The sequence below is a fragment of the Dokdonia sp. PRO95 genome (assembly GCF_000355805.1).
GTDB lineage: Bacteria > Bacteroidota > Bacteroidia > Flavobacteriales > Flavobacteriaceae > Dokdonia.
This window is the reverse complement of record NZ_CM001837.1, coordinates 3,147,847-3,172,500: the sequence shown is the minus strand read 5'-3', so window position 1 is coordinate 3,172,500 and position 24,654 is coordinate 3,147,847. Positions and strand designations below refer to the sequence as shown.

Here is a 24,654-nt window from a genome sequence, read left to right as displayed (position 1 = left end):
TTTATTCGATCTAAATATATAATGAATTGGCATAGAGAGCGAAGCGCTTAAAAATGTGTTTTTAACAAGCACATTTTCGCGAAAGTGTAAAAAGAAAACTATACGATACCGCCATTTGTGTATAGTACTTGGCTAGAGACCCATTTTGACTCGTCACTTACCATAAAGAGAACTGCTTTAGCAATATCTTCTGGTTGTGCTAGTCTGTTGAATGGGGATTTACTTTTAAGTTGCTCTATAAAGTCGGCAGATTTGCCTTCTAGAAATAAATCGGTTTCTGTTGGGCCAGGAGCAATACAGTTTACAGAAATACCGCGTCCTATCTCTTGACTTACTACTCGCGTCATTTGCTCAACAGCAGCTTTGGTAGCCGAGTAAATAGCGTAGCTGGGCAACATCATTTTTGTAGTACTAGATGAAAAATTAAGGATAGTTCCGTTGTCAGAAAGTTCGTGGTATGCTCGTTGCATGGTGTTAAAAACACCTCTCACATTTACATCAAATTGTGATGTAAAATCATCTTGCTCAATATCTTGAAAAGGTTTGTTTTTCATAATGCCCGCACAGTTGATAAGCACATCTACTTTACCGTAATGAGCAATGGTTTTATCAAATAACGCTTGTACATCTTCTGGATTACTTACATCTGCTTTTATAGCAATCGCATCACCGCCGTTTTCTTTGATAGTTTCTAATGTTTCAGAAGCCTCCTTATCGCTTGATGCATAGTTAATGACCACTTTTGCGCCATGTGCTGCAAGTAGTTTTGCTGTCGCGCTGCCTATCCCTTTTGATGAACCTGTGATGAGTATTACTTTATTAAGTGAGTTAGTCATGGTTTTCGGTTTTAAGTGTATAGGTATTAAGAAGTTGGTACACAGCAATTATAAGCAAAGCTATGGCAATATATACGAGCATCATTTTAGGCTCGGGACGTATTAAATACTCCGTAAGTAGGCCTCCCAGCATTGTTCCCGTTAGTAGTAAATAACCTAAAATATGAGTAACCTCTCTTTTTCTTGTAAGCGTAAGCGAGAGTATAAGTAGTATAGCCGTTATTAACTCTACAAACCCCGTCACGTATCTCGCAATGTTGTTAGGAATTCCTATGACCTCATTAAAATTAGAAAAACCTTTAACGCTTTGTTCAAGGCCTATCAGTTTTGGTAATGCAAAATACCCTATTGCCACAATGGTTATTATGGTTAGTATTTTTGCTATAGTTGTTGTTTTCATAATTATTTTTAAAACAAATCTCTAGTAAGTACGAGACGCGTCAAAAGTAATTATGTGTTCTTTATGAAAATTTTGGCAGCGTTGTTAAACCTATTTTATTTTGTAAGGTTTTTGAATTTTACTACCTATGTAGTTGCGCTTTCGCGAAAGCGTACTAAGCCACCGCTTCCTTATACGTCTTCAAACAACGCTCTCTAGCTTCTTTGTGATCTACCATTTTCTCAGGATACTTATCTGTGTCATGCTCTGGAATCCACTTTGAGATGTATTCTTTTTGCTTGTCAAATTTATCCACCTGCGTCATAGGATTAAATATGCGGAAGTAAGGTGCTGCATCCACTCCAGAACCTGCTGCCCACTGCCAGTTTCCTACGTTTGAACTCATGTCGTAATCCAATAATTTTTCAGCAAAATAGGTTTCTCCCCATCGCCAGTCTATAAGTAAGTGTTTGCACAAAAAGCTCGCCACCAGCATACGCACTCTATTATGCATATATCCCGTAGCGTTGAGCTCGCGCATACCAGCATCTACTAGTAAGTAACCAGTTTCACCATTTTTCCACTTCTCAAATTCATCTTCGTTATTGCGCCAGTCTATACGGTCGTATTTTGATCTGAAGGCTTTATCCTTTGTATGTGGAAAGTGATACAGAATTTGCATAAAAAACTCCCTCCATATGAGTTCGCTCCAGAAAATCTCATTGGTTTCAGCGATGGCTTTTTTCATCATTTTACGCACACTCACCGTCCCAAAACGCAAATGCGGACCTAAATGTGAGGTGCCATCTTGCGCAGGGAAGTTGCGTGTATCTTCATAATTCTGGATAAGAGTAGGAGTGACGTCATACTCAGGAACTTCAATAGATGATTTTTCAAACTCCATGTCTGATAAACTCAGATTAGGCAGGCGACTGTGTTCTATAAGATTGTGGAGATGCTGGGAAGTATAGTGTATGGTAAGATCTTTATCTGCATCAAAGCGTTCTTTCCACTTATTCTTAAACGGTGTGTAGACTACGTAAGGATCACCATCGCCTTTAACCACCTCGTCTTTTTCAAAAATCACTTGATCTTTGAAGGTCTTGAATTCAATATCATTTTCTTCTAGCAATGAAGTAATCGCTTCATCTCTCTCCTTTGCATATGGCTCATAATCACGATTTGTAAAAACCGTAGTAATCTCATAATCTTTACTAAGCTGCTTGAAAATCTTTTCTGGCGTGTCATAATACATGGCTAGCGAGCTACCATACTCATCCTGCAATGTGCTGCGCATTCTTTGGAGCGTTTCAAAAATGAACGTCACACGAGCATCATCTTTTGGTAATTTATCGAGAATTTCTTTATCAAAAATGAAGATAGGAAGTACTGGTAGATCACCTTTTAGTGCTTCAAGAAATCCTACGTTATCATCTAATCGTAAATCACGACGAAACCAAAAAATATTTACTTTATTACTGCTCATAGTTGTTGCATAAGAAAGCTCAAAGATACTAATCGCATCTCTGAGCCTTGTGAAAATGAGTTTTACGCTTTCGCGAAAGCGTACCACCCATTATTAATAAATGTAGGGGTTTAATTTACGTTAAGCGTGCTCATTCCTCCATCTACACCAATCACTTGTCCAGTTATCCAAGAGCTCTCATCACCTAATAAAAAGGCTGCGATATTTGCAATGTCTTGGCTAGTACCTACGCGTTTAAGTGGGTGACGAGCGTCCATCATTTCTTTTTTCTTGTCATTGCTCAGTAACCTTTTGGCAAGTGGAGTATCTGTAAGCGATGGAGCAATCACGTTTACTCTAAGCTTTGGAGCATACTCGGCTGCTAGTGCTTTTGCAAAACCTTCGATAGCGCCTTTTGCTGCCGCTACACTCGTGTGGAAAGGCATACCTACCTTTACTGCTACGGTACTAAAGAATACTAAACTCGCTTGCTCAGATTTCTTTAAATGTTCCATAACCTGATGCACCACTTTAATCATGCTCAAAAAGTTAAGCTCCATGTCATCCCTAAAAGTGTCTACACTCAGCATTTTAAAAGGCTTGAGGTTGATGGTCCCAGGGCAGAATACAAAACCATCGATATGATCCGGCAGCTGACTCAAATCTAGTTCATCCTTTTCTGTGTCGTACTCGATGTAATTTACATCAAGATTTCCAAGATTTTCATTGGTACGCGATGCTACGTATACAGTGTGATCGTGGTGTAATTTGCTGGCTATTTCAAAACCAATCCCGTGACTTCCTCCTATTAATAGTATATTCTTTCCCATAATATTGTTTGTTATTGCGGTAATGCAGTTATGCGATTATATCTTGTTTTAAAGTTGTGGTAGTATCTGTAGGAGCTTTGTACACTCCAAATTTTTCTTCTAATGCTTTCTTTCTATATTCAAAAATCTCATCAAGCTTAGGTTGCACGAGATAGGGATGTGCTAGTCTTCCCAAAAATCCTGCAGGTACAGCATAGTCTACAATGTCTTCCATCTCTACACCTCCCGGTATTGCTTTGATAAAGTGCTTGTGATGCCATAATGCATATGGACCATATTTTTGCTCATCTACAAAGTACTCTCCTTCTTTTACACTTATAATCTCTGTCACCCACTTCATCTTAATATTAGAAATAGGAGTTACCGTATATTGTATGAGCTGTCCTGCATATACAGGTCTATCTGCACCAGATAAGATATTAAAGTTCATATATGATGGCGTGATGGTGCCTAGATTACGGGCATTTGATAAGAAATTCCAAGCCTCCTCCACAGAGATAGGAACATTTTGCTTGGTATGTATTTGGTAGATTTTCATAGGCTCTTTATTGAAAGTTTAAAAATACAATCAAAATGTTTAATTACAAGCGCATAAAGGTTAAACAAAAATTAAATTAAAATAACTTTCGGTTTCCAGACTTATGAGTTGAGGACTTCAGAGGTACGTTAAGTAGGCGGCTGCGTCAATAGTGAGTGCAAAATTTCAAACAAATTATATGAATAAACAGTAGTAATCCTTTTTAAGAGAATGCGTTGATATTAAGATTTTGTTAACACTTAGCCTTTGAGAACGCCTTATTTTTGTGAGAGACTTTTTCGCGAAAGCGTAAAAAGCACCTTAACTAATAAAACAACAATGATGAAAAAATTACTTTTTGTAGCTTTCTTAGGTCTTATGACTGCTGGAGTTACTGCACAAATTGACACACCAGCACCTAGCCCAGCGGCCAAAGTGATGCAAGTTGTAGGTCTTACAGATGTTACACTAGAATACTCACGTCCAGCTATGAGAGGACGTACTATTATGGGAGATCTAGTTCCTTACGGTGCAATGTGGCGTACGGGAGCAAATGCAAATTCTACAGTAAGTTTTTCTACTCCAGTAACAGTAGGAGGGAAAGAGCTTAAAGCAGGTTCTTATGCTATATACACAAAGCCTATGCAAGATGCATGGGAAGTATATTTTTATACAGATACAAGCAACTGGGGAACTCCAGCAACTTGGGATGAAAGTAAAGTAGCAGCTACGTTTACAGCAAAAGTGCAGACTACTAATATGGCTGCAGAGTCATTTACTATGGGCATCAACCACATTAATAATGATGGTGCACACTTAACAATGCAGTGGGATAAAACGTATGTTGCAGTACCTTTTAATGTACCAGCAAACGAGACTGTAATGGCTCAGATTGATAAAATGATGGGTGGAGCGGGCGTGGGCGATTACTATGCAGCAGCAGTATACCTTTCAAGCACTGGGCAATCTCTAGAAAAAGCCAACACTTATATGGAGAAAGCAATGGCTATGAACAAAGACCCTAAGTTCTGGCAACTACGCCAGCAGTCTTTATTACTTGCAAAAGTGGGCAATAAAAAAGGTGCTATCAAGGCAGCAAAAGCATCTCTAGAAGGAGCTAAGAAAGCAAAGAATCAAGATTATATCAAGATGAATATGGACTCTCTAAAAGAATGGGGAGCTATGTAAATTATTCTTTTTCGCTTTCGCGAAAATAGGAAAGCCCTCACTAGAGGGCTTTTTTTATGTACAATAGTTCAAAAGCAACATATTTTACGAGTAAAAAGAGCGACCCATTATCTATCTAACTTCGCAGCTCTTTGTATCTTTGTGTAACTTTTAAAAACAAATTATGAGTTCATACGATGTAGCCGTTATAGGCTCTGGTCCTGGTGGGTATGTTGCAGCAATACGCTGTGCACAACTAGGAATGAAAACTGCAATTATAGAAAAATATAGTACACTAGGAGGAACATGTCTTAACGTAGGGTGTATCCCTTCTAAGGCGCTTCTAGACTCATCACACCACTATGAAGATGCCATCAAGCACTTTGAAGAGCACGGTATCGAGGTAGGTGATGTAAAATTTAACCTAGAGAAAATGATCTCGCGCAAGCAAGGTGTTGTAGATACTACTACAAAGGGTATCGAGTTCTTGATGGGTAAAAATAGCATAGACGTTTATCAAGGGGTAGGTTCTTTTAAAGATGCTACGCATATCAATATCACAGGAGAAAAGAACGAAACTATTGAGGCAAAAAATACCATTATTGCCACAGGTTCTAAGCCTAGTACATTACCTTTTATCACACTAGATAAAGAGCGTATCATTACTTCTACAGAGGCGTTAAAACTTCCAGAAGTACCTAAGCACCTTGTTGTGATAGGTGGAGGAGTGATAGGTCTTGAGCTTGGACAAGTATACAAGCGTCTAGGTGCAGAAGTAACCGTAGTAGAGTATATGGATCGCATAATCCCTACTATGGATAGTGCGCAAAGTAAAGAACTACTTAAAGTCTTCAAGAAGCAAAAAATGAAATTTGCACTTTCTCACGGTGTTACTGCTGTAGAGAGAAACGGAGATGAGGTTACTGTAAAAGCTACAGATAAGAAAGGTAAAGAAGTTGAGTTTAAGGCAGATTACGTGCTTGTAGCCGTAGGACGTCGTGCTTATACAGATGGTCTTAATCTTGATGCCGTAGGTATCAAGACAGATGAGAGAGGAAAAGTTGAGGTAAACGAGCACTTGCAAACTAATGTGTCAAACATTTATGCAATAGGAGACGTGATAAAAGGAGCGATGCTCGCTCACAAAGCCGAAGAAGAAGGAACACTCGTTGCCGAAATCATGGCAGGTCAAAAACCTCACATTGATTATAACTTAATTCCAGGTGTTGTGTACACATGGCCAGAGGTTGCCTCTGTAGGTAAAACCGAAGAGCAACTTAAAGAAGCTGGAGTAGCATACAAGTCTGGACAGTTCCCTATGCGTGCACTAGGACGTAGCCGCGCAAGTGGTGATACCGATGGATTTGTAAAAATCCTTGCAGACAAGGAAACAGATGAGGTACTAGGAGTACATATGGTAGGAGCTCGTGTAGCAGACTTAATTGCTGAAGGTGTAACCGCAATGGAATTCCGTGCAAGTGCAGAAGATATTGCACGCATGAGCCACGCACACCCTACTTATGCAGAGGCTGTAAAAGAAGCAGCACTTGCTGCAACCGAGGATCGCGCATTACATATCTAGTCACCACTAGATTTATAGAATAAAAAACCTGCTAGTGATAGCAGGTTTTTTTTGTTTGTGGGTTTGTAAATAAACAAGGAGCTACAGTTGTTCTATTAATTTTTTGATTCTAATGAATTGTTTATCTTTTTCTAAAGGATTTATTTTGTTGAATGAAAGCTGAGAAATATTTTGATTTAGAACATTTATTTTTTGAAGCATAGGCTCAATATATTTCATAAAATGACCGAAGTGCTGTTCTATATCTGAATAGTTCGAAGCTAATTTATAACCAGGTTTTCCTGAATGACTAATTATAAATAAGCCCTCATAACGTAAATCTCTAATAAGAAGTCTTAATTTATCTTCATTAATCGTTTTTGAAAAGTTTTTTAAGTAATCAATTAACTCGTAGCTAGGTACAAGTCTATCTGAGTCAATTTTTGAATTTGTATATAAGTATTCCAGTAATCTTCTTTTTAAAGCATCTTCACTTTTCTCAGAAGTTTTTAAGTAATTTTTTAAGGATTCTAAATTTAATGTACTTATTTCTTCACTAAGTATCTTAGTTTTTGAAGTTTCTTTTTTCGTAATCTTAAGATATGGAAAGTAGCTTACAGACATTCGTGTGTGTAAAATCTGATAAATTTTATCACTATTTGAATTATAATTACTCAAGCAAAATAATCTTCCTAATGAACCTGCAATTATATCCGCAAATTGGACTAATTTCTCATCAGTTTTATCATCAGAAAGTTCAAATGTACGATCTGGGTTGAAAAGATCTCTTTGAGTGCCATAATTGTCAATGAATTGAGATAGTTCTGTTTTGAAGCTATCAGAACCTAATCTATCTAAGTGTATGTTATATGAGTTGTATAGGTTATTATATTTGCTGATTAATAGTTTTTGGAAATATTTGTAAAACGTTTTTTTGAACTTTAGTCCTCCCTTTTCTTGATCTAGTTTACTTTTGTCAATAACTAAAACGTCAATAGTAAAATCTAAATTCTCTACTAAATAATTTAATATATCTAATCTCTTTTGAAAGTGTTTTTTATCTCCGATATTTTTTGATTTGATATCACTACCTAGTCTAAATTTTGCGCAAATTTCACTCCTTAATATTCTTGCCTTTTCAATACTTGATTCAGGTATAATAACTGAAGCATAAACGAAGTGACTAAATGTGCCTTTTTTAGAAAGATTCAAATGTGAGTTTCCAAATTCATCGATAAAAATTTTTGCTTTTTCCAATAGTTTACTTTGATTAATTTAATTAAAAGGGTTTGTGTTCTTTTCCTAAATATACAACCAGAAATACCTATTAAGCTTAATGTGAGTTTCTTACTTACCAAGTGTTATTAACATATAACACGATTTTTTAGTAAATGCAATCTTTGATCCAACTCATAAAACATCAACCCAAAAAAAGAGCTAAACACATTGTGTTTAGCTCTTTTTAAATCGTTCTCAAACTTTAATAGTACCTTGAGTTTATATCGTATTATTTAATAGCCTTTACTGTAAAAACTAAACTACCTGTAGTAATGTTAGCATTAGTAACATTTGCTAGTCGTACTCTTGCAGTGTTTGCTGCAGTGATAACGCAACTCCACATTAATCCTGCAGGAGGTAGTGTTTGAGGAGCGCAATTGCAAGCCATTCCTACTCTCGCACCTGTAACCGTAATATTTGCTGAATCAAAAGTGCTTCGTCCATTGATGGTAGTAGATATTGTCGTGGACGTGCTGCGACTTCCTAAGACAACTTCATCACGAGTGTCTGTATTATCAGTAATATACACGCTTGTTCCATCATATTCTATCGCACCTCTTTCTGGTGTAGTCATGATGGTTCCTTGACTTAGCTTTATAGGTGCAGATTGTGCTGCTGTCGTACCTGGTCTTATGTGTAAGGTTGCAGTAGGGTTTGCTTCAGAAAGTCCAGTATTACCCGTGCTTCTTACAATTATGCGTTCACGTTGAGTAGTAGCACCTTGAGGTGTAGTATTAATTACAAAACGAGATGGCGTATTTCCTGGAGAGGCCATGCCGTCCATATAAAATCTAAAACCACCTATTTCTTGTATACCATTACCATCGTGAGTTTTTGCTATAAATGAACCAACTTCACCATTACTAGCAAGTGCTGTTGGACTATCTAGTGTTCCTCCTGTATTGTATACAATTACATTAGGTGGGTTAGTATTTGCACTTGTAATTTGAAAATCATTATCTCCAGGGCCTCTAAACTCAAAGCGTTCTATAGGATCTTCTGTCCCAAAACCTATACGACCATCATCTGTAATCACGATTTGTGTTCCTGTTGTGCTTGCTTGAGATGCAAAGATTAAATCATCTCCAGATGCGTTTATGCCATCTCTCCATTCATCTGCAAAACCTACCCATCTTGTTTGCGAGTGATCCCAGTAATAAAAGCCACGATTATCAGAACCGTCTGTAGTATTTAAAAAGACTAAAATACCATCTTGATCTGCTGTAGGGTCTACAACAGGAAAAGCCTGCACTCTCGGGATTAAGATTCCATCTGTATTACTAGGTAGGGCTTCGTTACTAGCTGTAATGTCAAGAGTACTAGCAGGTGACGTAGTATTTATTCCTACTTGGCCAAAGGACTGTATTGAACAAAGTAATGAAGCAACTAAGAGGACTGTTGTAGTAAATTTCATAGCAATAGACTTGGGTTAACCAGTCGTAAAAATAGTAATTGACTGTAAGTCAGTAATTCAAAAGTGAGTTTTTTCGATATAATCATAATTACTCTCGATTAACTACCTAGGTGGCTGTTGCATAGGGTTTAAAACATTGGAATAGACAGTTCTGTAAGAGGTAAAAGCTTTTAATTAAGGTGTAATTACGACTAGAAAATGAATTTTAATAGGAGTCTCAATTTTCAAGTATTTTGAACACCAAACGAGATTTAAAATAAGGTCGTTTTGTATTTTTGCACCTCCTAAAAAGAGCATTTATGTGGTACAGACGCCTCCTTAAAATATCCATTATATTTCTATACTTAATTATCATTGCAGGAGCGGTGGTGCGTATGACGGGAAGTGGTATGGGATGTCCAGACTGGCCGCAGTGTTTTGGTTATCTGGTGCCACCTACAGAGGAGAGTGAGCTGCGATGGGAACCTAACCATCTGTATGAAGACGGACAAGTAATCATACTAGAGGAATCCTTGCGTATTGCTCCTACAGATTTTACTTCTGGAGAGACTTTCAACGAGGCAAACTGGGATACTTATGATAAGCACGACTATGCTAGTTTTAACGTATGGCATACTTGGATAGAGTATATAAACAGGCTTGTAACTGCACTTGCAGGAATCCCTATGTTACTTATGGTTATCCTTGCTTTCTGGTATTGGAAAGGTAATAAATGGCTCATTTTTGCCACGTTCATGGTGTTACCTCTCATGCTTTTTCAAGCATGGCTAGGGAAGCAAGTGGTAGATTCAAATTTACTTCCTGTGAAGATTACGATTCACATGATAGCGGCGTTATTTATTGTAGCCTTATTGTTATTCTTATGGTGGAAATCTCAGATCAAGGAAGGTATGCAGGATGCGCTTTCGCGAAAGCGTATTTATGATCCTCGTTTTAAGAACTTAATAATCATAGCAAGTATTCTCACGCTTGTACAGATTGCGCTGGGAACTCAAGTACGTCAATATGTAGACGAGCGCGTTGCTCAAGTAGGCTATGAAGCAAAAGAGTTATGGCTTAACCCTGCAACCCTTTGGTTTTATGTGCACAGATCTTTTTCAATACTCGTAACGTTATTAAATCTTTATATTTTCTGGCGTAGCAGAAGCCTATCACTAGGTCATACCAAGTTGCTTAACTGGGTGCTTATTTTTATAGCTCTTGAGGTTGTTACTGGGATTGCCATGTACTATATAGATTTTCCATTTGGTACGCAACCTTTACACCTTGTGATCTCGTCACTATTATTTGGCGCACAATTCTACGTATTGTTAGAAAGTTTCCCAAAAAGGGGAGCTGTCTCTCCTGCGTAGTTGTTTAAAACCAATTATCTTTACCATCTTAAAAATTTTACAATGATTTACCGTTTTAGAGCAATTCTAGACACAGAGGAAGACGTTTTTCGCGATCTTGAAATTGAAGCAACAGATACTCTTGAAGATTTACATAATGCTATTAATCAGTCTTTTGGGTTTGATGGGGCAGAGGTTGCCGCTTTTTACTTGAGTGATGATACATGGATGCAAGGAGAGGAGTTTGCACAATTTGAAATGGGAGAAGGTGAGAGCCAGCTTCGTATTATGAATGAGACATCGCTAGATGGTCTTCTAGGAGAGCACCAGACACGTCTTATCTATGTGTATGACTTTTTAAATATGTGGCGTTTTCTAGTAGAACTGGCCGAAATTACAGAGCCAGAAGATGGAATGACGTATCCTAATCTTATGTATGTACAAGGTCAAGTACCAGATCAAGCACCAGAGTTTGAAATGGAAGATCAAGATCTAGGAGCAGAGGACGACGATGATGATGAGTTTAATGATGACTATAACATCGACGACTTTGACGATCTTAGTTTTGATGAAAACTGGAATTAGGCTTTTTTTAAACGTGCCAATTATTATGTGTTTACTACTGTAATCACATTACTAACAACTTAAACCTACAGATGATAAACTTATATAGTGCCCAGATAGAATCACTTTCCATTCACCGTGTTGGGAATAAAGGTAAAGCAGAAGGGCTTTTTGTATCTCAAGATCCATATCCACTAAGCGACGAACTTACGCCACTTATTAAGGAGTTTTTCTTTAAGCCTTTTCGTGAGAAAGAGGAGAATTATTATAAGTTCTTTCATGAGCAAGACATTGAGTTTAATACGCTCTTTGGACTTGCAAAGAAAATTTTTGATAATCCTAGCGGTACTCACTTACTTTCTGAAGATATCGCAAAGCATCTCTATGCTCAAAGTGACCACCCACATATTAAGCCGGGAGAATTATACATCGTTCACTTAGAAGGGGTACAAATAGATAACTTGAAAACAGACGCGATAGGTATCTTTAAGAGCGAGTTAAAACAAGATTTCTTACAGTTTCGCGAAAGCGGGACAAACCTCGAGATGATTCTTGAGCAAGGGATTAACCTTAATAAACTTGATAAAGGGTGTTTAATCTTTAACCATAAAGAAGAGGAGGGGTACAAAGTACTCTCTGTAGATTCTAATCGCTATGATACAAAGTACTGGCTAGAGAATTTCTTAGGTGTAGAGATTTTTGAAGACGAAACTTTTTACACGAAGAAGTACTTAAAATTTTGTCAAGACTTTGCAAAAGACGTTGTACTACCAGCAGAGGATAAAAAGGAAGAAGTGCTGTTTATGAACCGTGCAGTAAATCACTTTGCAAAAAATGACACCTTTGATGAGTCGGCTTTTATGAATGAGGTGATTGAAAATCCAGATCTGATACCAGAGTTTCGTAATTATAAAACAGAGCAATCTCCAAAATATAAAATAGAAGATCTCACCGATTTCTCTATAAGCAACAAGGCCGTAACAGCCCAGCGCAAAAAGATAAAAAGTCTTATCTCACTTGATACCAATATTCAAATTAAGCTAGACTTTGTAAATGGAGAAAGTGCAGAGAAGTTTGTTGAAAAAGGATGGGATGAAGAAAAGCAAATGTATTATTACTTAGTGTACTTTAATAAAGAACAGAAGTAGTAAGAACTTTTAAATACTAGAAAAGCGTAGCACTTTGTGCTACGCTTTTTTTTATGCACTAGTTACTAGTGGTTAGATTTCTTTTATAAGTCTCTTTAAACTAATGTCTTCGTAGTTACGTTTTACAAATTCTAGGGCCGCTCTCAGTATAGCTCCCATATTTGCTGCACGTCTAAATTTCATATCATTTGTGAAGTCGTAAATATCTGCTCGCAATTGTTTTACATGGTCGCGTGGTGAGATATTATCTGTTGCCATTACCCTAAGCAATCTAGTGAGACGTTTTTTACCATTAATAATACGCTTTGCTAGTAGTGCTCTCTCCTCATTGCGATATTGCTCTATAGATCTATTATCTAAGCGTTTTGCAACAAGCCTAACAAGTTTTATATTTTCTTTAAAAATTGCAGGTTGGTACACTTTAAAGTTACCTTCATAACACTGCTGGTCAAAATCTATAGCCCGTATTTTATAGCGAACTAAGTCAAAATCATGGGTTGGTATAATCACATAATTATAAGCTCTCATATCGCCTAATAAGGTAATCATACAGCGCTCATTAAACTTTACAAATTCTTTGGCTATTTGGGCAAGTCCTAAGTCATCACAATCTTTAAGGTGTTCATTGATAAATTCGTCACCAGGAATACCAGCAATATGCTCTTCAATGAGCGTATTTTTATAAACTAAAAAATTTATTCTGTTAGGAGAAAGTATGTGCTCTAGTTCTAGTCCATAAATTCTACTCGCGTCTGCTTGTTTTACATAAAAGTATACGTAGTTATTATTGTACACATTTAAAACTTTGATGCGAAAAGGCTTAGAGTTTCCAAATGTACAGTAGTCTATGCCGGCTATCTTTAAGTAGTCGAAGATGTTTTCATTACCATCAGAGTGTAGTTGGGTATATATACTTTTGAGATTGTATTCAATTTCATTTTGTTCAAACTCGGGGTAGTACACGCGTATCCATAGCGTGTCATTATCTTCCTTGTCATAAACCGTAATACCACCAGAAAAGCGTAAAAGATCTTCATAAGAAATAGAAACCTTTGTAGTCCTTCCATAATTATCTAGATAAGCTAAGAGCTTCTCATTTACAGGGAAGGAAGGTTTCTTCTTTGACATTAACTTTTTCTCCATGGGGTGTATGCTTTTTAGTAAAGATACTAAAGGCTTGTAACAAATACTGGAGACAGACGTCTTGTAAACACTAGCAATCAAAAAACAACCAAGATATTGGAAACTATTTTAACGATTAACAATCTCACGAAGCATTACGGCCATGTGAAGGCGGTAAATGATCTCTCGTTTACGATAGAAAAAGGAAACGTGTACGGAATTCTAGGACCTAACGGAAGTGGTAAATCTACTACCTTAGGAATGGTGCTTAATGTGGTAAACCCCACAGCAGGAACCTTTCACTGGTTTGACGGGACAGATACTACACACAATGCCTTAAAGAAAGTAGGAGCAATTATAGAGCGTCCTAATTTTTACCCATACATGACCGCAGCACAAAATCTTGCTTTAGTTTGTAAGATTAAAGATGTCTCACCAGATAAAATACAAGAAAAGCTTACTGTTGTAGGTCTACTAGATCGCATGCACAGCAAGTTCAGTACGTATTCCCTTGGGATGAAACAGCGTCTAGCTATTGCTTCTGCATTACTCAATGATCCTGAGATTTTAATTCTAGACGAACCTACTAATGGTTTAGATCCTCAAGGAATACACCAGATAAGAGAGATTATAAAAAACATCGCAGCAGGTGGAACTACCATTCTCTTAGCTTCTCACTTACTAGACGAGGTTGAAAAAGTATGTACGCATGTTGTAATCTTACGTAAAGGAGTAAAACTTTATGCTGGTCGTGTAGATGCTATGAATGCAAGTCATGGGTTCTTTGAGCTACGCTCAGACGATCTTACATTGCTAAAAACCTATTTAGAGAGTCATTCAGACTTTGGAGAAGTGAGTATTAAAGATGATCTCCTCACGGGGTTCTTAACAAATCCGCTTGACGCGAAAACGTTAAATACCCAACTACACCAGCAAGGGATAGTACTTACGCACCTAGTGAAACGTAAAGAAAGCCTTGAAGAGCAATTCCTTGAATTAACTAAAAACTAACCAACCAGATGTTACGACTACTTACCATAGAATATCATAAACTCAAGCACAGTAAAACGTCGCGAGTACTCATCATAGGCTACTTTATTTTACTATCGGCAATAGCATTGCTTGCCTCTATAAAATTTAATCTTTTTGGAGCCGAATTCCGCCTTGCAGATCAGGGTATATTTAACTTCCCGTACATCTGGCATTTTAACACCTATATTGCGGCAATACTTAAATTCTTTCTTGCCGTGGTGATTGTATCCATGACGGCAAATGAGTATAGCAATAGAACACTAAAGCAAAACCTTATTGATGGATTAAGCAAGAAGGAGTTTATACTCTCTAAGTTTCTTACAGTTGTTGTGTTTTCGGCAGTGTCTACCATATTTGTAGCAGTAATGAGTCTTATTTTAGGCTTTGCATTTTCAGACTTTACAGAAGCATCTATCGTTTTTTCTGATATGGAGTACTTACTGGCATTTTTTATCAAGCTAGTTGCATTCTTTTCGTTTTGTCTCTTTTTAGGGATACTTATAAAGCGTTCGGCTTTTGCATTAGGTTTTCTACTTATGTGGTATTTCTTTGAAGGTGTAGTACAATTAGTGTGCTTATTCTTTCAAGAGAAGTATGACATGGAAGGCTTACGCAGCAGTGTAACACAGTTTTTGCCGCTAGAATCTATGAGCAACTTGATAGAAGAGCCTATTACTAGATTAAATGTAGTACAATCTGCAGCAAATCAAATTCAGGCAGATGTGCTTTCAGATTACACGGTATATTTCCACGAGATTGCCATTGTATCTGTATGGATATTCATATTTATCTATGCGAGTCTTGCTTTACTTAAAAAGAGGGATTTATAAGATCTCGCTTTCGCGAAAGCGTACATACATCAAAGCGCTCACATCATCGTGAGTGCTTTTTTTATATACAAGCTATACATAATGTAGGCGCTAAAGTACTGTCAATCTTTAAAAAAGAGGTATTTTCGCGTTTATAGCTATGACTTTTAAAGACCTCAATCTCGATAAATTTTTGTGGAATGCCCTAGACGATATGGGATTCACTCAACCTACTCCTATACAAGTGGATGCACTCGCTCCAGTAATGTCTGGTGGAGATGTGGTTGGGATTGCACAAACTGGTACGGGTAAAACCTACGCGTACTTACTTCCTATACTTAGAACACTACCATATTCTCGCCAAGAGAATCCGCGTGTGCTTATCCTTGTCCCTACACGAGAATTAGTGCTGCAAGTGGTGAGTGAACTAGAAAAGCTTACAAAGTACATTGATGTGCGTGTGGCTGGTGTATATGGAGGTGCAAATATTAATACTCAAAAAGCACTTATTGCTCAAGGGCAAGATATTGTTATTGCTACTCCAGGAAGGTTATATGATCTTGCAGTGAGCAGGGTACTGCAACTCAAGAGTATCCAGAAGGTGGTGATTGATGAGGTAGATGTGATGCTAGACTTAGGTTTTAGACCACAGCTCATGAATATTTTTGATATTTTACCTAAGCGTCGCCAGCATATCATGTTTAGTGCAACAATGACAGAAGATGTAGATGCTTTAATAAAGGATTACTTTAATAAACCACAGTACATTAAAGTTGCAAAAAGTGGTACTCCGTTAGAAAATATCACGCAGATAGGTTATAAAATGCCTAACTTCTATACGAAGGTTAACTTCTTACTAGAAGAGCTTGCTTTTTCAAAAAGGTATCCTAAAGCCTTATTATTTGTGCGAGATAAACGCATGGCAGATAGGCTGTACTTAAAACTAGAAGAAGCATTCCCGGGGCAGGTAGATCTTATACACTCAAATAAAACTCAAAATTACCGTATCAATAGTATCAAGGCCTTCTCGGCAGGTAAGGTACGTATGATGGTTGCTACAGATGTCATGGCGCGTGGTCTTGACATAGATGATATTACACACGTAATTAATATCAATACTCCTCGCTTTCCTGAAAATTACCTGCACAGGATAGGTCGTACAGGGCGTGCGCAAAAAGAAGGAGTTTCTATTGTGTTAAGCACTCCAGAAGAAGATGAGTATCTAGCTGAGATAGAAGCACTAATGGGAGTAAAGGTTGCTATAAAAGACCTTCCTGAAGATGTGCAAATCTCAAAAGAACTTACACCTGAGGAGCGCCCAGAGGCAAAAGAGATTTTTAATCCGCATCGATGGAATAAAAATGACGATGATGCTCCTGGACCTGCTTTTCACGAGAAAAGTGAGAAGAATTCAAAGGTTAACCTAGGCGGTTCTTATCGAAGAGAAATAGCAAAAAAATACAAGAAACCTAAGACTAGGGGAGACAAGAACTACAACAAAAGAAATAAACGTAAATAATAGAACAATGCGTCGACTACTACAGATGTTAGGGATCTGTCTAGCCGTACTACTATTAAACTCCTGTTTTGATAATAGTAAGTATGATCCACAGCCATACGTAAGATCTCTGGAAATCATAAAATTATCTGAGCAAGATTACATTCATGTTTCTTTTCTACAAGATCAACATGGAGGTTATATTCCTTGTAACGGTTATATACGCGTTCAAGAAGGTGAGGCATTTATTTTTGACACACCTATAAATGATACTCTTTCTGAGCAGCTTATCGCATTTGTACAAGAAGACTTAAAGGCAACTATAAAAGGGGTGCAAGTAAGTCACTCGCATATGGATGGAGCTGGTGGTATTAACGCTTTCGCGAAAGCAAAAATCCCCACCTACGCTTCTGCCAAAACAGCGGCATTACTAGCTCAAGATTCCGTTGCAGTGAGCAATTCATTTTTACAAAAAGACAGCATACAGATAGCCAAAAACTTTATCATTTTGGAATATCTTGGTCCTGCTCATAGTGATGATAACTCCATTGCATACATACAAGCATCAGATATTTTATTAGGAGGTTGTATGATCAAGCCATTAGATGGAACAAAAGGAAATCTAGAAGATGCAAACCTTGATGAATGGTCAAATACGGTAACTACACTACAAAACCATTATCCAAAAGTACTACTGGTAATCCCAGGACATGGAGGTAGAGGGAACAAGGAGTTACTAGATTATACAATCAACATGTTTAAAAAAAATAATCTAGAAGAAAAGACCACTGCTGAAACTATGGCAGCAGTAACAAATTAACACTATAAATCAACACCATCTTTATAGGTGATTATCAAATAAATTATGGAAGACAATAAAAAAGTAGCGGGTATTGCACCAATAGCCGTAGAGCTAGAAGAAGGAAAGAAATATTCATGGTGTACGTGTGGACACTCTGAGAAGCAACCTTTTTGCGATGGAGGACATAAAGCGGCAGAAAGTACACCTAGTTTACGTTTTGAAGCGCAAAAAACAGGAACTGCTTATTTATGTAATTGTAAGATGACAAAGAATCCTCCATACTGTGATGGTAGTCACAAGACGTGTGAGATAGGATAAGCTTAACTAGCTATCACTAAAAAACCCTTAGCATTTCACAGATATGCTAAGGGTTTTTTATTAAAATGAAGACCTTCTCTATTTAATGAGTTTAATGTCTTTTGCTTTTTTCATCATAAAAGCAATGGCGGCTTCTTTTTCATTAGGTATTTCACCTTCTAAAATAGCTTCTTTAATAGCCTCTTTAAGTATTCCGATCTCACGGCTGGGTTTAATGTTAAAAGCTTCCATGATTTCTTCTCCAGATACTGGCGGCTGAAAGTTACGTATGTGGTCGCGTTCTTCAACCTCTTTCATTTTTTCGCGTACCACTTTAAAATTATTGTGATACCTTTTAAAACGTTTTGGATTCTTAGTCGTAATGTCTGCCTCACATAAAGTCATGAGATCTTCAATGTGATCTCCTGCATCAAAAATAAGTCTTCGTACGGCGCTATCTGTGACATGATCTTCTGAGATAACAATAGGTCGCGAGCTCATAAGTACCATTTTCTGAACAAATTTCATTTTGTCATTTAATGGCATCTTGAGGCGTTTAAATAATTTGTAGACCATTTTTGAACCTACAAACTCGTGCCCGTGAAAGGTCCAGCCTACTTTTTTTGAAAACTTCTTTGTTGGTGCCTTACCTATGTCATGTAATAAAGCAGCCCAGCGTAGCCAGAGGTCATCAGTATGTTCTGAGATATTATCTACTACTTCTAGCGTGTGGTAAAAATTATCTTTATGTTTTTGTCCCTCTATCTCATCTATACCTTTTAACGCCATAAGCTCTGGTAAGATGTATGGAAGTAGCCCTGTTTTTTCTAGTAGTAAGAAACCTTTAGAAGGAGTAGGGCTCAACATTATTTTATGAAGCTCATCTACAATGCGCTCATTTGTGATAATCTTAATGCGCTCTGCATTTTTAGTTATGGATTCTAGCGACGTGCGCTCAATCATAAAGTCTAATTGTGATGCAAAGCGTATTGCACGCATCATACGTAGGGGATCATCACTATAAGTAATATCTGGATCTAGAGGTGTTCTTATAATCTTACGCTCAAGATCGCTTATTCCATCAAAGGGGTCAATTACATCGCCATAACCGTTATCATTAAGTTTAATGGCAAGTGCATTGATAGTAAAGTCACGACGATTTTGGTCATCTTCTAGTGTACCATTCTCTACGATAGGATTCCGACTATCGGCAGCATACGATTCTTTACGAGCTCCTACAAACTCTATATCCATATTACCAGAACGTAACATGGCTGTACCGTAAGTTTTAAAAACTTGTACTTTTGGCTTTTTCGGTAAAATTTGTGATACTTTGCGAGCAAGAGTAATCCCACTACCTACAGCGACTACATCAATATCTTTAACTTCTTTATTACGTTTTAAAAGGTAATCACGCACAAATCCACCTATAACGTAGGTTTCTAGTTCAAGTGCATCGGCAGCATTAGAAATGGTATTAAAGATAGGAAGGGAGAGTGCATTCTTTAGATTCATTGCTAGAATTTAAATAGAGGTAAAGGTGTTTTTTGGTACATTTTCGCGAAAGCGAGATAATACCAAGCGTATTTTTATAAATTGAGAGATAGCAACGACTTGATTAAAAGTAGGTGCTACATAGTTTAATCTCTTATGATGGTTACTTTACCGTCTTCTGTAAGTTTTATAATTGCGCTAGGTTTTGTTGAAGTGCGATTGCGATCTAGATTCACAACATAATCTACACCATCTATAATTTCTTGAGAAATCTCACTGAAACTTTGTGGAGTAGGTTTTCCAGACACATTTGCGCTTGTAGAAACAATAGGTTTTCTAAACTTTTTAAGTAAAAAGTTACAAAACTGATTGCGACATACTCTAAATGCAGTGCTGTTATCTGGTGCAATCACATTAGTTGCTACGCGTATAGGGTCGTCATAAATGATGGTAGTAGGTTTTGCAGCATATTTAAGTATGTCATATGCCACTTCAGGAATATTTTCGACATACTGGTTAAGCATTTTAAAATCACTTACAAGACAGATAAGAGATTTACTCTCTGCGCGCTTTTTAAGTGCATAAACTTTATCTACGGCATCTGGGTTTGTAGCATCACAACCTATTCCCCATACAGTGTCAGTAGGGTAAAGAATAAGGCCACCTCTTTTTAAAACGGCTAGTGCTGCGTCGTGTTCTTGTTTCATCAAATAAGTTTAAATGCAAAAATAACCTATTCTTTTTTTATTAGTATACTCTGCGGCACTTTGTAAAGGGAAGGATTGCAATTTTATATATTTGCGAGATATAATGTATTAATGCTTTGCCACTAGTTAGGTTAATCATAAGAGCAAATTCTTATGGATTTCTAAGGGAACGGTATTAATTACCATCTTAACGAACTCATATCTGTGAATATAGTTTTCTCTAAAAATTTTAAGGGTGATACAGAAGCAATCACGCAGTGTATCACAGATTTTGATACTTCGGGAAAGAAGTTTGATGAGCGTAATCGCAATTCTCTAAAACTTTTTGAAGTAGGAGGGAAAGTCATTAATGTGAAGTCTTTTAAGGTTCCTAATCTTGTCAATAGAATAGCTTACAAATATGTGCGCGGCTCAAAAGCAGCGAGATCTTTTGAGTATGCTCATAAACTTTTAGAAAAAGGAATACTTACACCAGAGCCTATTGCTTATTTTGAAGAAGAGGGATTGTTGTTTGGACATAGTTATTATGTGAGTAATCATCTTAATTATGATCTTACCTATAGAGAACTATGTGAGGCATCTCCTTACCTAGGAAATAAAGATATACTGAGCGCTTTTGCAAGATTTACGTATAATTTACATGAAAAGGGAATTCACTTTCTTGATCATTCTCTAGGTAATACACTCATTGTTATTACAGAAAAAGGATACGATTTTTACTTGGTAGACCTTAATAGAATGAAATTTGGCCCTATGGACTTTCATACGCGCATGAATAATTTTGCACGTTTGTCTCCACGTCCGGAGGATATTGCGGTGATGGCTAGAGCTTATGCTTTAGTAAGTGGTGAAAATGAAAAAAATGTATATGATGCGATGCTTGCAGGAGTACAAAAATTTCAAGAAGCATTCTACAAAAAGAAACGACTCAAAAAGAGATTGAAATTCTGGAAGTAGTATTTCTGTGTGGAGCGGTAAAGAAAATTCATGTAGTCACAAGACTTTGCTAATAGTGAAGTAAGTAATTAAATAAGCACTACCTTCGTGCCTTTAAAGAAGTGGCTACATTTAGGTCATTTAACAAAACCTTTATATGTCATTTAAATCTTTAGGGCTCTCTGATGCCCTGCTCAAAGCTGTGAGCGAAAAAGGCTATACAACGCCGTCACCTATTCAACAAAAAGCAATTCCGGAAGTACTAAAAGGCAAAGATGTCCTTGCTAGTGCACAAACAGGAACAGGAAAAACTGCAGGATTCACATTGCCTATGATTCATAGGCTTATAAGTAACCCAAAACAAGGACGCCGCAAGATAAGAGCACTTGTGCTTACACCTACAAGAGAACTTGCTGCACAAATACAAGAAAATGTATTAGAGTACAGTAAGTATGTAGATATTAAATCTATGGTAATCTTTGGAGGAGTAAACCAGAATCCACAAGTACGTACTTTGCGTCAAGGGGTAGATATTCTAGTTGCCACTCCAGGTAGGTTATTAGATTTACAAAATCAAGGTCTACTAAGTCTTTCTGATGTGGAGTTCTTAGTACTTGACGAAGCAGACCGTATGCTAGATATGGGCTTTATACACGATATTAAGAAAGTGTTGAAAATGGTTCCTGCCAAAAGGCAGAATCTTCTTTTTAGTGCAACCTTTAATACAGATATCAAGAAATTTGCAAGTAGCATCCTTACAAATCCTGTACTAGTAGAAGCGACACCAGAAAATACAACTGCCGAAAAAGTAGATCAAAAAACCTATAGAGTAGATAAGTCTCGTAAGACAGAAATGCTTATAAAGTTCATAAAAGAGGGAAATTGGGATCAAGTACTTGTGTTTACAAGAACAAAACACGGTGCAAATAGACTATCTCAAAAATTAGATAAAACAGGAATCTCATCTGCTGCGATACATGGTAATAAAACGCAAAACGCAAGAGTAAAAGCACTCGCAGGTTTTAAAAGCGGTAAAGTACGTGTACTTGTAGCGACAGATATTGCTGCACGTGGTCTTGATATTCCATTATTACCTTATGTAATTAACTATGAGCTGCCTAATGTACCAGAAGATTACGTACACCGCATAGGTCGTACAGGTAGAGCAGGAGCAAGTGGACAAGCAATCTCACTAGTAGGAGTAGATGAGGTAGACTATGTAAAAGGTATAGAAAAACTATTGGGAGAAAAACTACATAGCGAAGTTCTAGAAGGTTTCCAGCCAACAGACACGCTTGCACAAATTAAAAAACAAGCTGCCGAAAATAAAGCCAGGCATCAGCAAGGCCGTCGTAACTCACGTAATGGTGGAGGACGAGGCAAAAATACTGGAGGAAACAAAAATTCTGATAGTAGAACAAAAAATTCAAGAAGACGTTAATCGTTGTCTTTTGTTATTATCAAACCCTTTATCTATATGGATAGAGGGTTTTTTTATGCTTTCGCGAAAGCGTATGTTAAGAAAACTTTATTATCCTTAAACTTATTTAGAATAATTAAATATAAGGTTGTTTGTTTTTCAATTGCTTATTATTTTCGCGAGCTCAATACTTATATATATTATGAAAATACTTCGCTACTTTTTGATTCTTGCACTTATAGTCCTTGTGGTTATCCAATTTATCAGACCTGACAAGCAGGAGGGTAATTACCTTGCTATCGATGCTTTTGAGGCAGAGACTAACATGCCAGCAGAGGTTAAAGCAATATTTAGAAACAATTGTTATGATTGTCATAGTGGTGTAACTACATATCCTTGGTATGCAGATATAGCACCATTATCTTTCTGGGTTAATGATCATATTAAAGATGGAAAAAGACATTTTGATGTGGAAGAGTGGAATAACTACTCGCTTAAGAAAAAAGACCATAAACTAGATGAGCTTATAGAAGAAGTAGAAGAGGGAGAAATGCCATTGAAGTCATATACGTTGCTTCATGGAGACCTCTCTGAAGAAGAAAAAGAGCTTTTAGAAAATTGGGCAAAAGCCACTCGATCCCAGTTACAGAGCAAGATGGTGGTTGAGTAGGACAAGCAAAAATCAATTTTAACACATTCTTATTCTTATTTATTCTAAATAAGCTTGCGAGAACAAGAAATGACTATTATTTTTGCCGTCGTAAACAAATTCACTATTTATATTAAGTCTAAATAAAAATGAAAAACTTCTTACCAATAGCATTAGCAATTACGACAATCGCCTTTACATCATGTGAAGATGACGATAGCCCAGTAATCGATCAAGAAATTGAAGTAGTTGCACCAGCAACTTATTCTTTTGAAAGAAATGGAGAAAGCACTGTGAGCTTCTCAGGCCAAACAACACGTATCGCGATGGCACAAGAAATTGTGAGCGAGATGAGTGATTTTGATAATGCTTCAGTAGCATCATTAACAGATATGTTTGCAAATGAGAACAACCCTTTTGAGGATGCAGATTTAAATGCGTCTGATAAGAGTGTAAAAAGCAAAGTAGCTGCTTCTACAGATTATTTTTCTACAAATGCAGCAGCCTCTGCCGAAATTAAAGCATATATAGAGTCACACTTTACAACTCAAGTAAATGAAGTGTTTCCAGCTCAAAATACACAAGCCTCTATAGGTGTTGCGGGTCAAATAGCAGATGGAGAAAGTACTCGCTATGTAGCAGCAAATGGTTTTGAATATAACCAAGTAGTAGCAAAGAGTCTTATAGGTGCTTTGATGGTAGATCAAATGCTTAACAATTACCTAGGTACAAACGTACTAGATGCGGGTACTAATGTAGCAGATAATGATGCAGATATACTTGTAGAGGGTAAAGCTTATACAGATATGGAGCACAAGTGGGACGAGGCTTTTGGATACCTCTTTGGTAACAGTGCAGACCCAGCAAATGCAAATGCTACAATAGGTACAGATGATTTCTTCTTAAACAGATACTTAGGTCGTGTGGAAGGTGATGAAGACTTTGCAGGTATCGCTCAAGATGTTTTTGATGCTTTTAAACTAGGTCGTGCAGCAATCGTTGCAAAGGACTACGAATTGAGAGATGAGCAAGCAGAAATCTTAAGAACAAAAATATCTGAAGTTATTGGAGTGCGTGCGGTTTACTACTTACAACAAGGTAAAAATGCAGTAGAGCAAGATAACTTTGGAACTGCATTTCATGATTTATCTGAAGGTTTTGGATTTGTATATAGTTTACAATTTACACGTAACCCTGATACAGATGCACCATACTTATCTAGAGAAGAAGTGCAAGGAATTGTGAGCCAACTTACAGCTGGTAACGGACTTTGGGAAGTTACACCTGAAACACTTGATTTGATTTCAACTACAATTTCAGATCGTTTTGACTTCACACTAGAGCAGGCAGGAAGTTAACAAGAGATAACACCTATTAACAGGGAGCCCATTGGCTCCC

At 37.2% G+C, this 24,654-nt stretch carries 24 protein-coding genes; 14 read left to right on the top strand and 10 right to left on the bottom strand.

Translation table 11 applies throughout. The features are described 5' to 3' along the window. Positions 1-98: 98 nt before the first annotated feature. From D017_RS14255 to D017_RS14235, 5 genes are all read right to left on the bottom strand, one after another. Positions 99-836: an SDR family oxidoreductase gene (locus D017_RS14255; RefSeq protein WP_035337464.1), complete on the bottom strand. Its 738-nt coding sequence runs from the start codon at positions 834-836 to the stop codon at positions 99-101. Continuing rightward, on the bottom strand, positions 829-1,236 hold the full coding sequence (locus tag D017_RS14250) for a DoxX family protein (RefSeq protein ID WP_035337462.1): 408 nt from the start codon (positions 1,234-1,236) through the stop codon (positions 829-831). Before D017_RS14250 ends, D017_RS14255 begins: the two co-directional genes overlap by 8 nt. Before the next feature lie 154 nt (positions 1,237-1,390). After that, a complete protein-coding gene (locus D017_RS14245) occupies positions 1,391-2,701 on the bottom strand; it encodes a deoxyribodipyrimidine photo-lyase (RefSeq protein ID WP_035338325.1) in 1,311 nt (436 codons plus the stop codon). A gap of 110 nt (positions 2,702-2,811) precedes the next feature. After that, positions 2,812-3,510: an SDR family oxidoreductase gene (locus D017_RS14240; protein WP_035337459.1), complete on the bottom strand. Its 699-nt coding sequence runs from the start codon at positions 3,508-3,510 to the stop codon at positions 2,812-2,814. Positions 3,511-3,538: 28 nt separating this feature from the next. Further along, a complete protein-coding gene (locus D017_RS14235; RefSeq protein ID WP_035337456.1) occupies positions 3,539-4,048 on the bottom strand; it encodes an SRPBCC family protein in 510 nt (169 codons plus the stop codon). A 321-nt stretch (positions 4,049-4,369) separates the two neighbouring features. On the opposite strand from D017_RS14235, the gene D017_RS14230 reads away from it, so the two are divergent. After that, positions 4,370-5,215, top strand: a complete 846-nt coding sequence (locus D017_RS14230; protein ID WP_035337453.1) for a DUF2911 domain-containing protein — start codon at positions 4,370-4,372, stop codon at positions 5,213-5,215. A 163-nt stretch (positions 5,216-5,378) separates the two neighbouring features. Then, the gene (lpdA, locus tag D017_RS14225; RefSeq protein WP_035337450.1) at positions 5,379-6,776 is read left to right on the top strand and encodes a dihydrolipoyl dehydrogenase; all 1,398 of its coding nucleotides are present in this window, start codon (positions 5,379-5,381) and stop codon (positions 6,774-6,776) included. An 81-nt stretch (positions 6,777-6,857) separates the two neighbouring features. On the opposite strand, the gene D017_RS14220 is transcribed toward lpdA, so the two are convergent. Both D017_RS14220 and D017_RS14215 read right to left on the bottom strand, forming a co-directional pair. Then, a complete protein-coding gene (locus D017_RS14220) occupies positions 6,858-8,012 on the bottom strand; it encodes a DUF3800 domain-containing protein (protein WP_035337448.1) in 1,155 nt (384 codons plus the stop codon). 250 nt (positions 8,013-8,262) lie between these two features. Next, positions 8,263-9,447: a hypothetical protein gene (locus tag D017_RS14215; RefSeq protein ID WP_035337446.1), complete on the bottom strand. Its 1,185-nt coding sequence runs from the start codon at positions 9,445-9,447 to the stop codon at positions 8,263-8,265. 299 nt (positions 9,448-9,746) lie between these two features. Between D017_RS14215 and D017_RS14210 the strand changes: the two genes are divergently transcribed. From D017_RS14210 to D017_RS14200, 3 genes are all read left to right on the top strand, one after another. Beyond that, complete coding sequence (locus tag D017_RS14210) at positions 9,747-10,799, top strand: COX15/CtaA family protein (protein WP_035337444.1); 1,053 nt, start codon at positions 9,747-9,749, stop codon at positions 10,797-10,799. A 42-nt stretch (positions 10,800-10,841) separates the two neighbouring features. Further along, a complete protein-coding gene (locus D017_RS14205) occupies positions 10,842-11,363 on the top strand; it encodes a hypothetical protein (RefSeq protein ID WP_035337442.1) in 522 nt (173 codons plus the stop codon). Positions 11,364-11,434: 71 nt separating this feature from the next. Further along, entirely contained in the window at positions 11,435-12,490 is a 1,056-nt protein-coding gene (locus D017_RS14200) for a nucleoid-associated protein (protein WP_035337440.1), read from the top strand. 72 nt (positions 12,491-12,562) lie between these two features. Here the strand turns inward: D017_RS14200 and D017_RS14195 are convergent, their stop codons facing one another. Continuing rightward, positions 12,563-13,633 carry a hypothetical protein gene (locus D017_RS14195; RefSeq protein ID WP_035337439.1) on the bottom strand — a complete coding sequence of 357 codons (1,071 nt, stop codon included), beginning with the start codon at positions 13,631-13,633 and terminating at the stop codon, positions 12,563-12,565. Positions 13,634-13,729: 96 nt separating this feature from the next. Between D017_RS14195 and D017_RS14190 the strand changes: the two genes are divergently transcribed. The 5 genes from D017_RS14190 (at position 13,730) to D017_RS14170 (ending at position 18,071) form a co-directional block, all read left to right on the top strand. Then, a complete protein-coding gene (locus tag D017_RS14190; RefSeq protein WP_035337437.1) occupies positions 13,730-14,623 on the top strand; it encodes an ABC transporter ATP-binding protein in 894 nt (297 codons plus the stop codon). An 8-nt stretch (positions 14,624-14,631) separates the two neighbouring features. Beyond that, positions 14,632-15,474, top strand: a complete 843-nt coding sequence (locus tag D017_RS14185) for an ABC transporter permease (RefSeq protein ID WP_035337434.1) — start codon at positions 14,632-14,634, stop codon at positions 15,472-15,474. A 139-nt stretch (positions 15,475-15,613) separates the two neighbouring features. Continuing rightward, a complete protein-coding gene (locus tag D017_RS14180) occupies positions 15,614-16,972 on the top strand; it encodes a DEAD/DEAH box helicase (protein ID WP_035337431.1) in 1,359 nt (452 codons plus the stop codon). Positions 16,973-16,979: 7 nt separating this feature from the next. After that, positions 16,980-17,771: a subclass B1 metallo-beta-lactamase gene (bla, locus tag D017_RS14175; RefSeq protein ID WP_081804700.1), complete on the top strand. Its 792-nt coding sequence runs from the start codon at positions 16,980-16,982 to the stop codon at positions 17,769-17,771. Positions 17,772-17,816: 45 nt separating this feature from the next. Next, entirely contained in the window at positions 17,817-18,071 is a 255-nt protein-coding gene (locus tag D017_RS14170; RefSeq protein WP_035337429.1) for a CDGSH iron-sulfur domain-containing protein, read from the top strand. 78 nt (positions 18,072-18,149) lie between these two features. Here the strand turns inward: D017_RS14170 and D017_RS14165 are convergent, their stop codons facing one another. Both D017_RS14165 and D017_RS14160 read right to left on the bottom strand, forming a co-directional pair. Next, a complete protein-coding gene (locus D017_RS14165; protein ID WP_035337426.1) occupies positions 18,150-19,565 on the bottom strand; it encodes an HD domain-containing protein in 1,416 nt (471 codons plus the stop codon). 125 nt (positions 19,566-19,690) lie between these two features. Next, on the bottom strand, positions 19,691-20,251 hold the full coding sequence (locus D017_RS14160; protein ID WP_035337423.1) for an L-threonylcarbamoyladenylate synthase: 561 nt from the start codon (positions 20,249-20,251) through the stop codon (positions 19,691-19,693). Positions 20,252-20,455: 204 nt separating this feature from the next. Between D017_RS14160 and D017_RS14155 the strand changes: the two genes are divergently transcribed. The 4 genes from D017_RS14155 to D017_RS14140 all read left to right on the top strand — a co-directional run bounded on the left by D017_RS14155 (position 20,456) and on the right by D017_RS14140 (position 24,614). Then, positions 20,456-21,208 carry a hypothetical protein gene (locus D017_RS14155; protein WP_035337422.1) on the top strand — a complete coding sequence of 251 codons (753 nt, stop codon included), beginning with the start codon at positions 20,456-20,458 and terminating at the stop codon, positions 21,206-21,208. 136 nt (positions 21,209-21,344) lie between these two features. Then, a complete protein-coding gene (locus D017_RS14150; protein ID WP_035337420.1) occupies positions 21,345-22,628 on the top strand; it encodes a DEAD/DEAH box helicase in 1,284 nt (427 codons plus the stop codon). A gap of 181 nt (positions 22,629-22,809) precedes the next feature. Next, positions 22,810-23,277, top strand: coding sequence for a heme-binding domain-containing protein (locus tag D017_RS14145; RefSeq protein ID WP_035337417.1), 468 nt, complete (start codon positions 22,810-22,812; stop codon positions 23,275-23,277). Between the two features lie 128 nt (positions 23,278-23,405). Then, the gene (locus tag D017_RS14140) at positions 23,406-24,614 is read left to right on the top strand and encodes a DUF4856 domain-containing protein (protein ID WP_035337415.1); all 1,209 of its coding nucleotides are present in this window, start codon (positions 23,406-23,408) and stop codon (positions 24,612-24,614) included. Positions 24,615-24,654 lie beyond the last annotated feature (40 nt).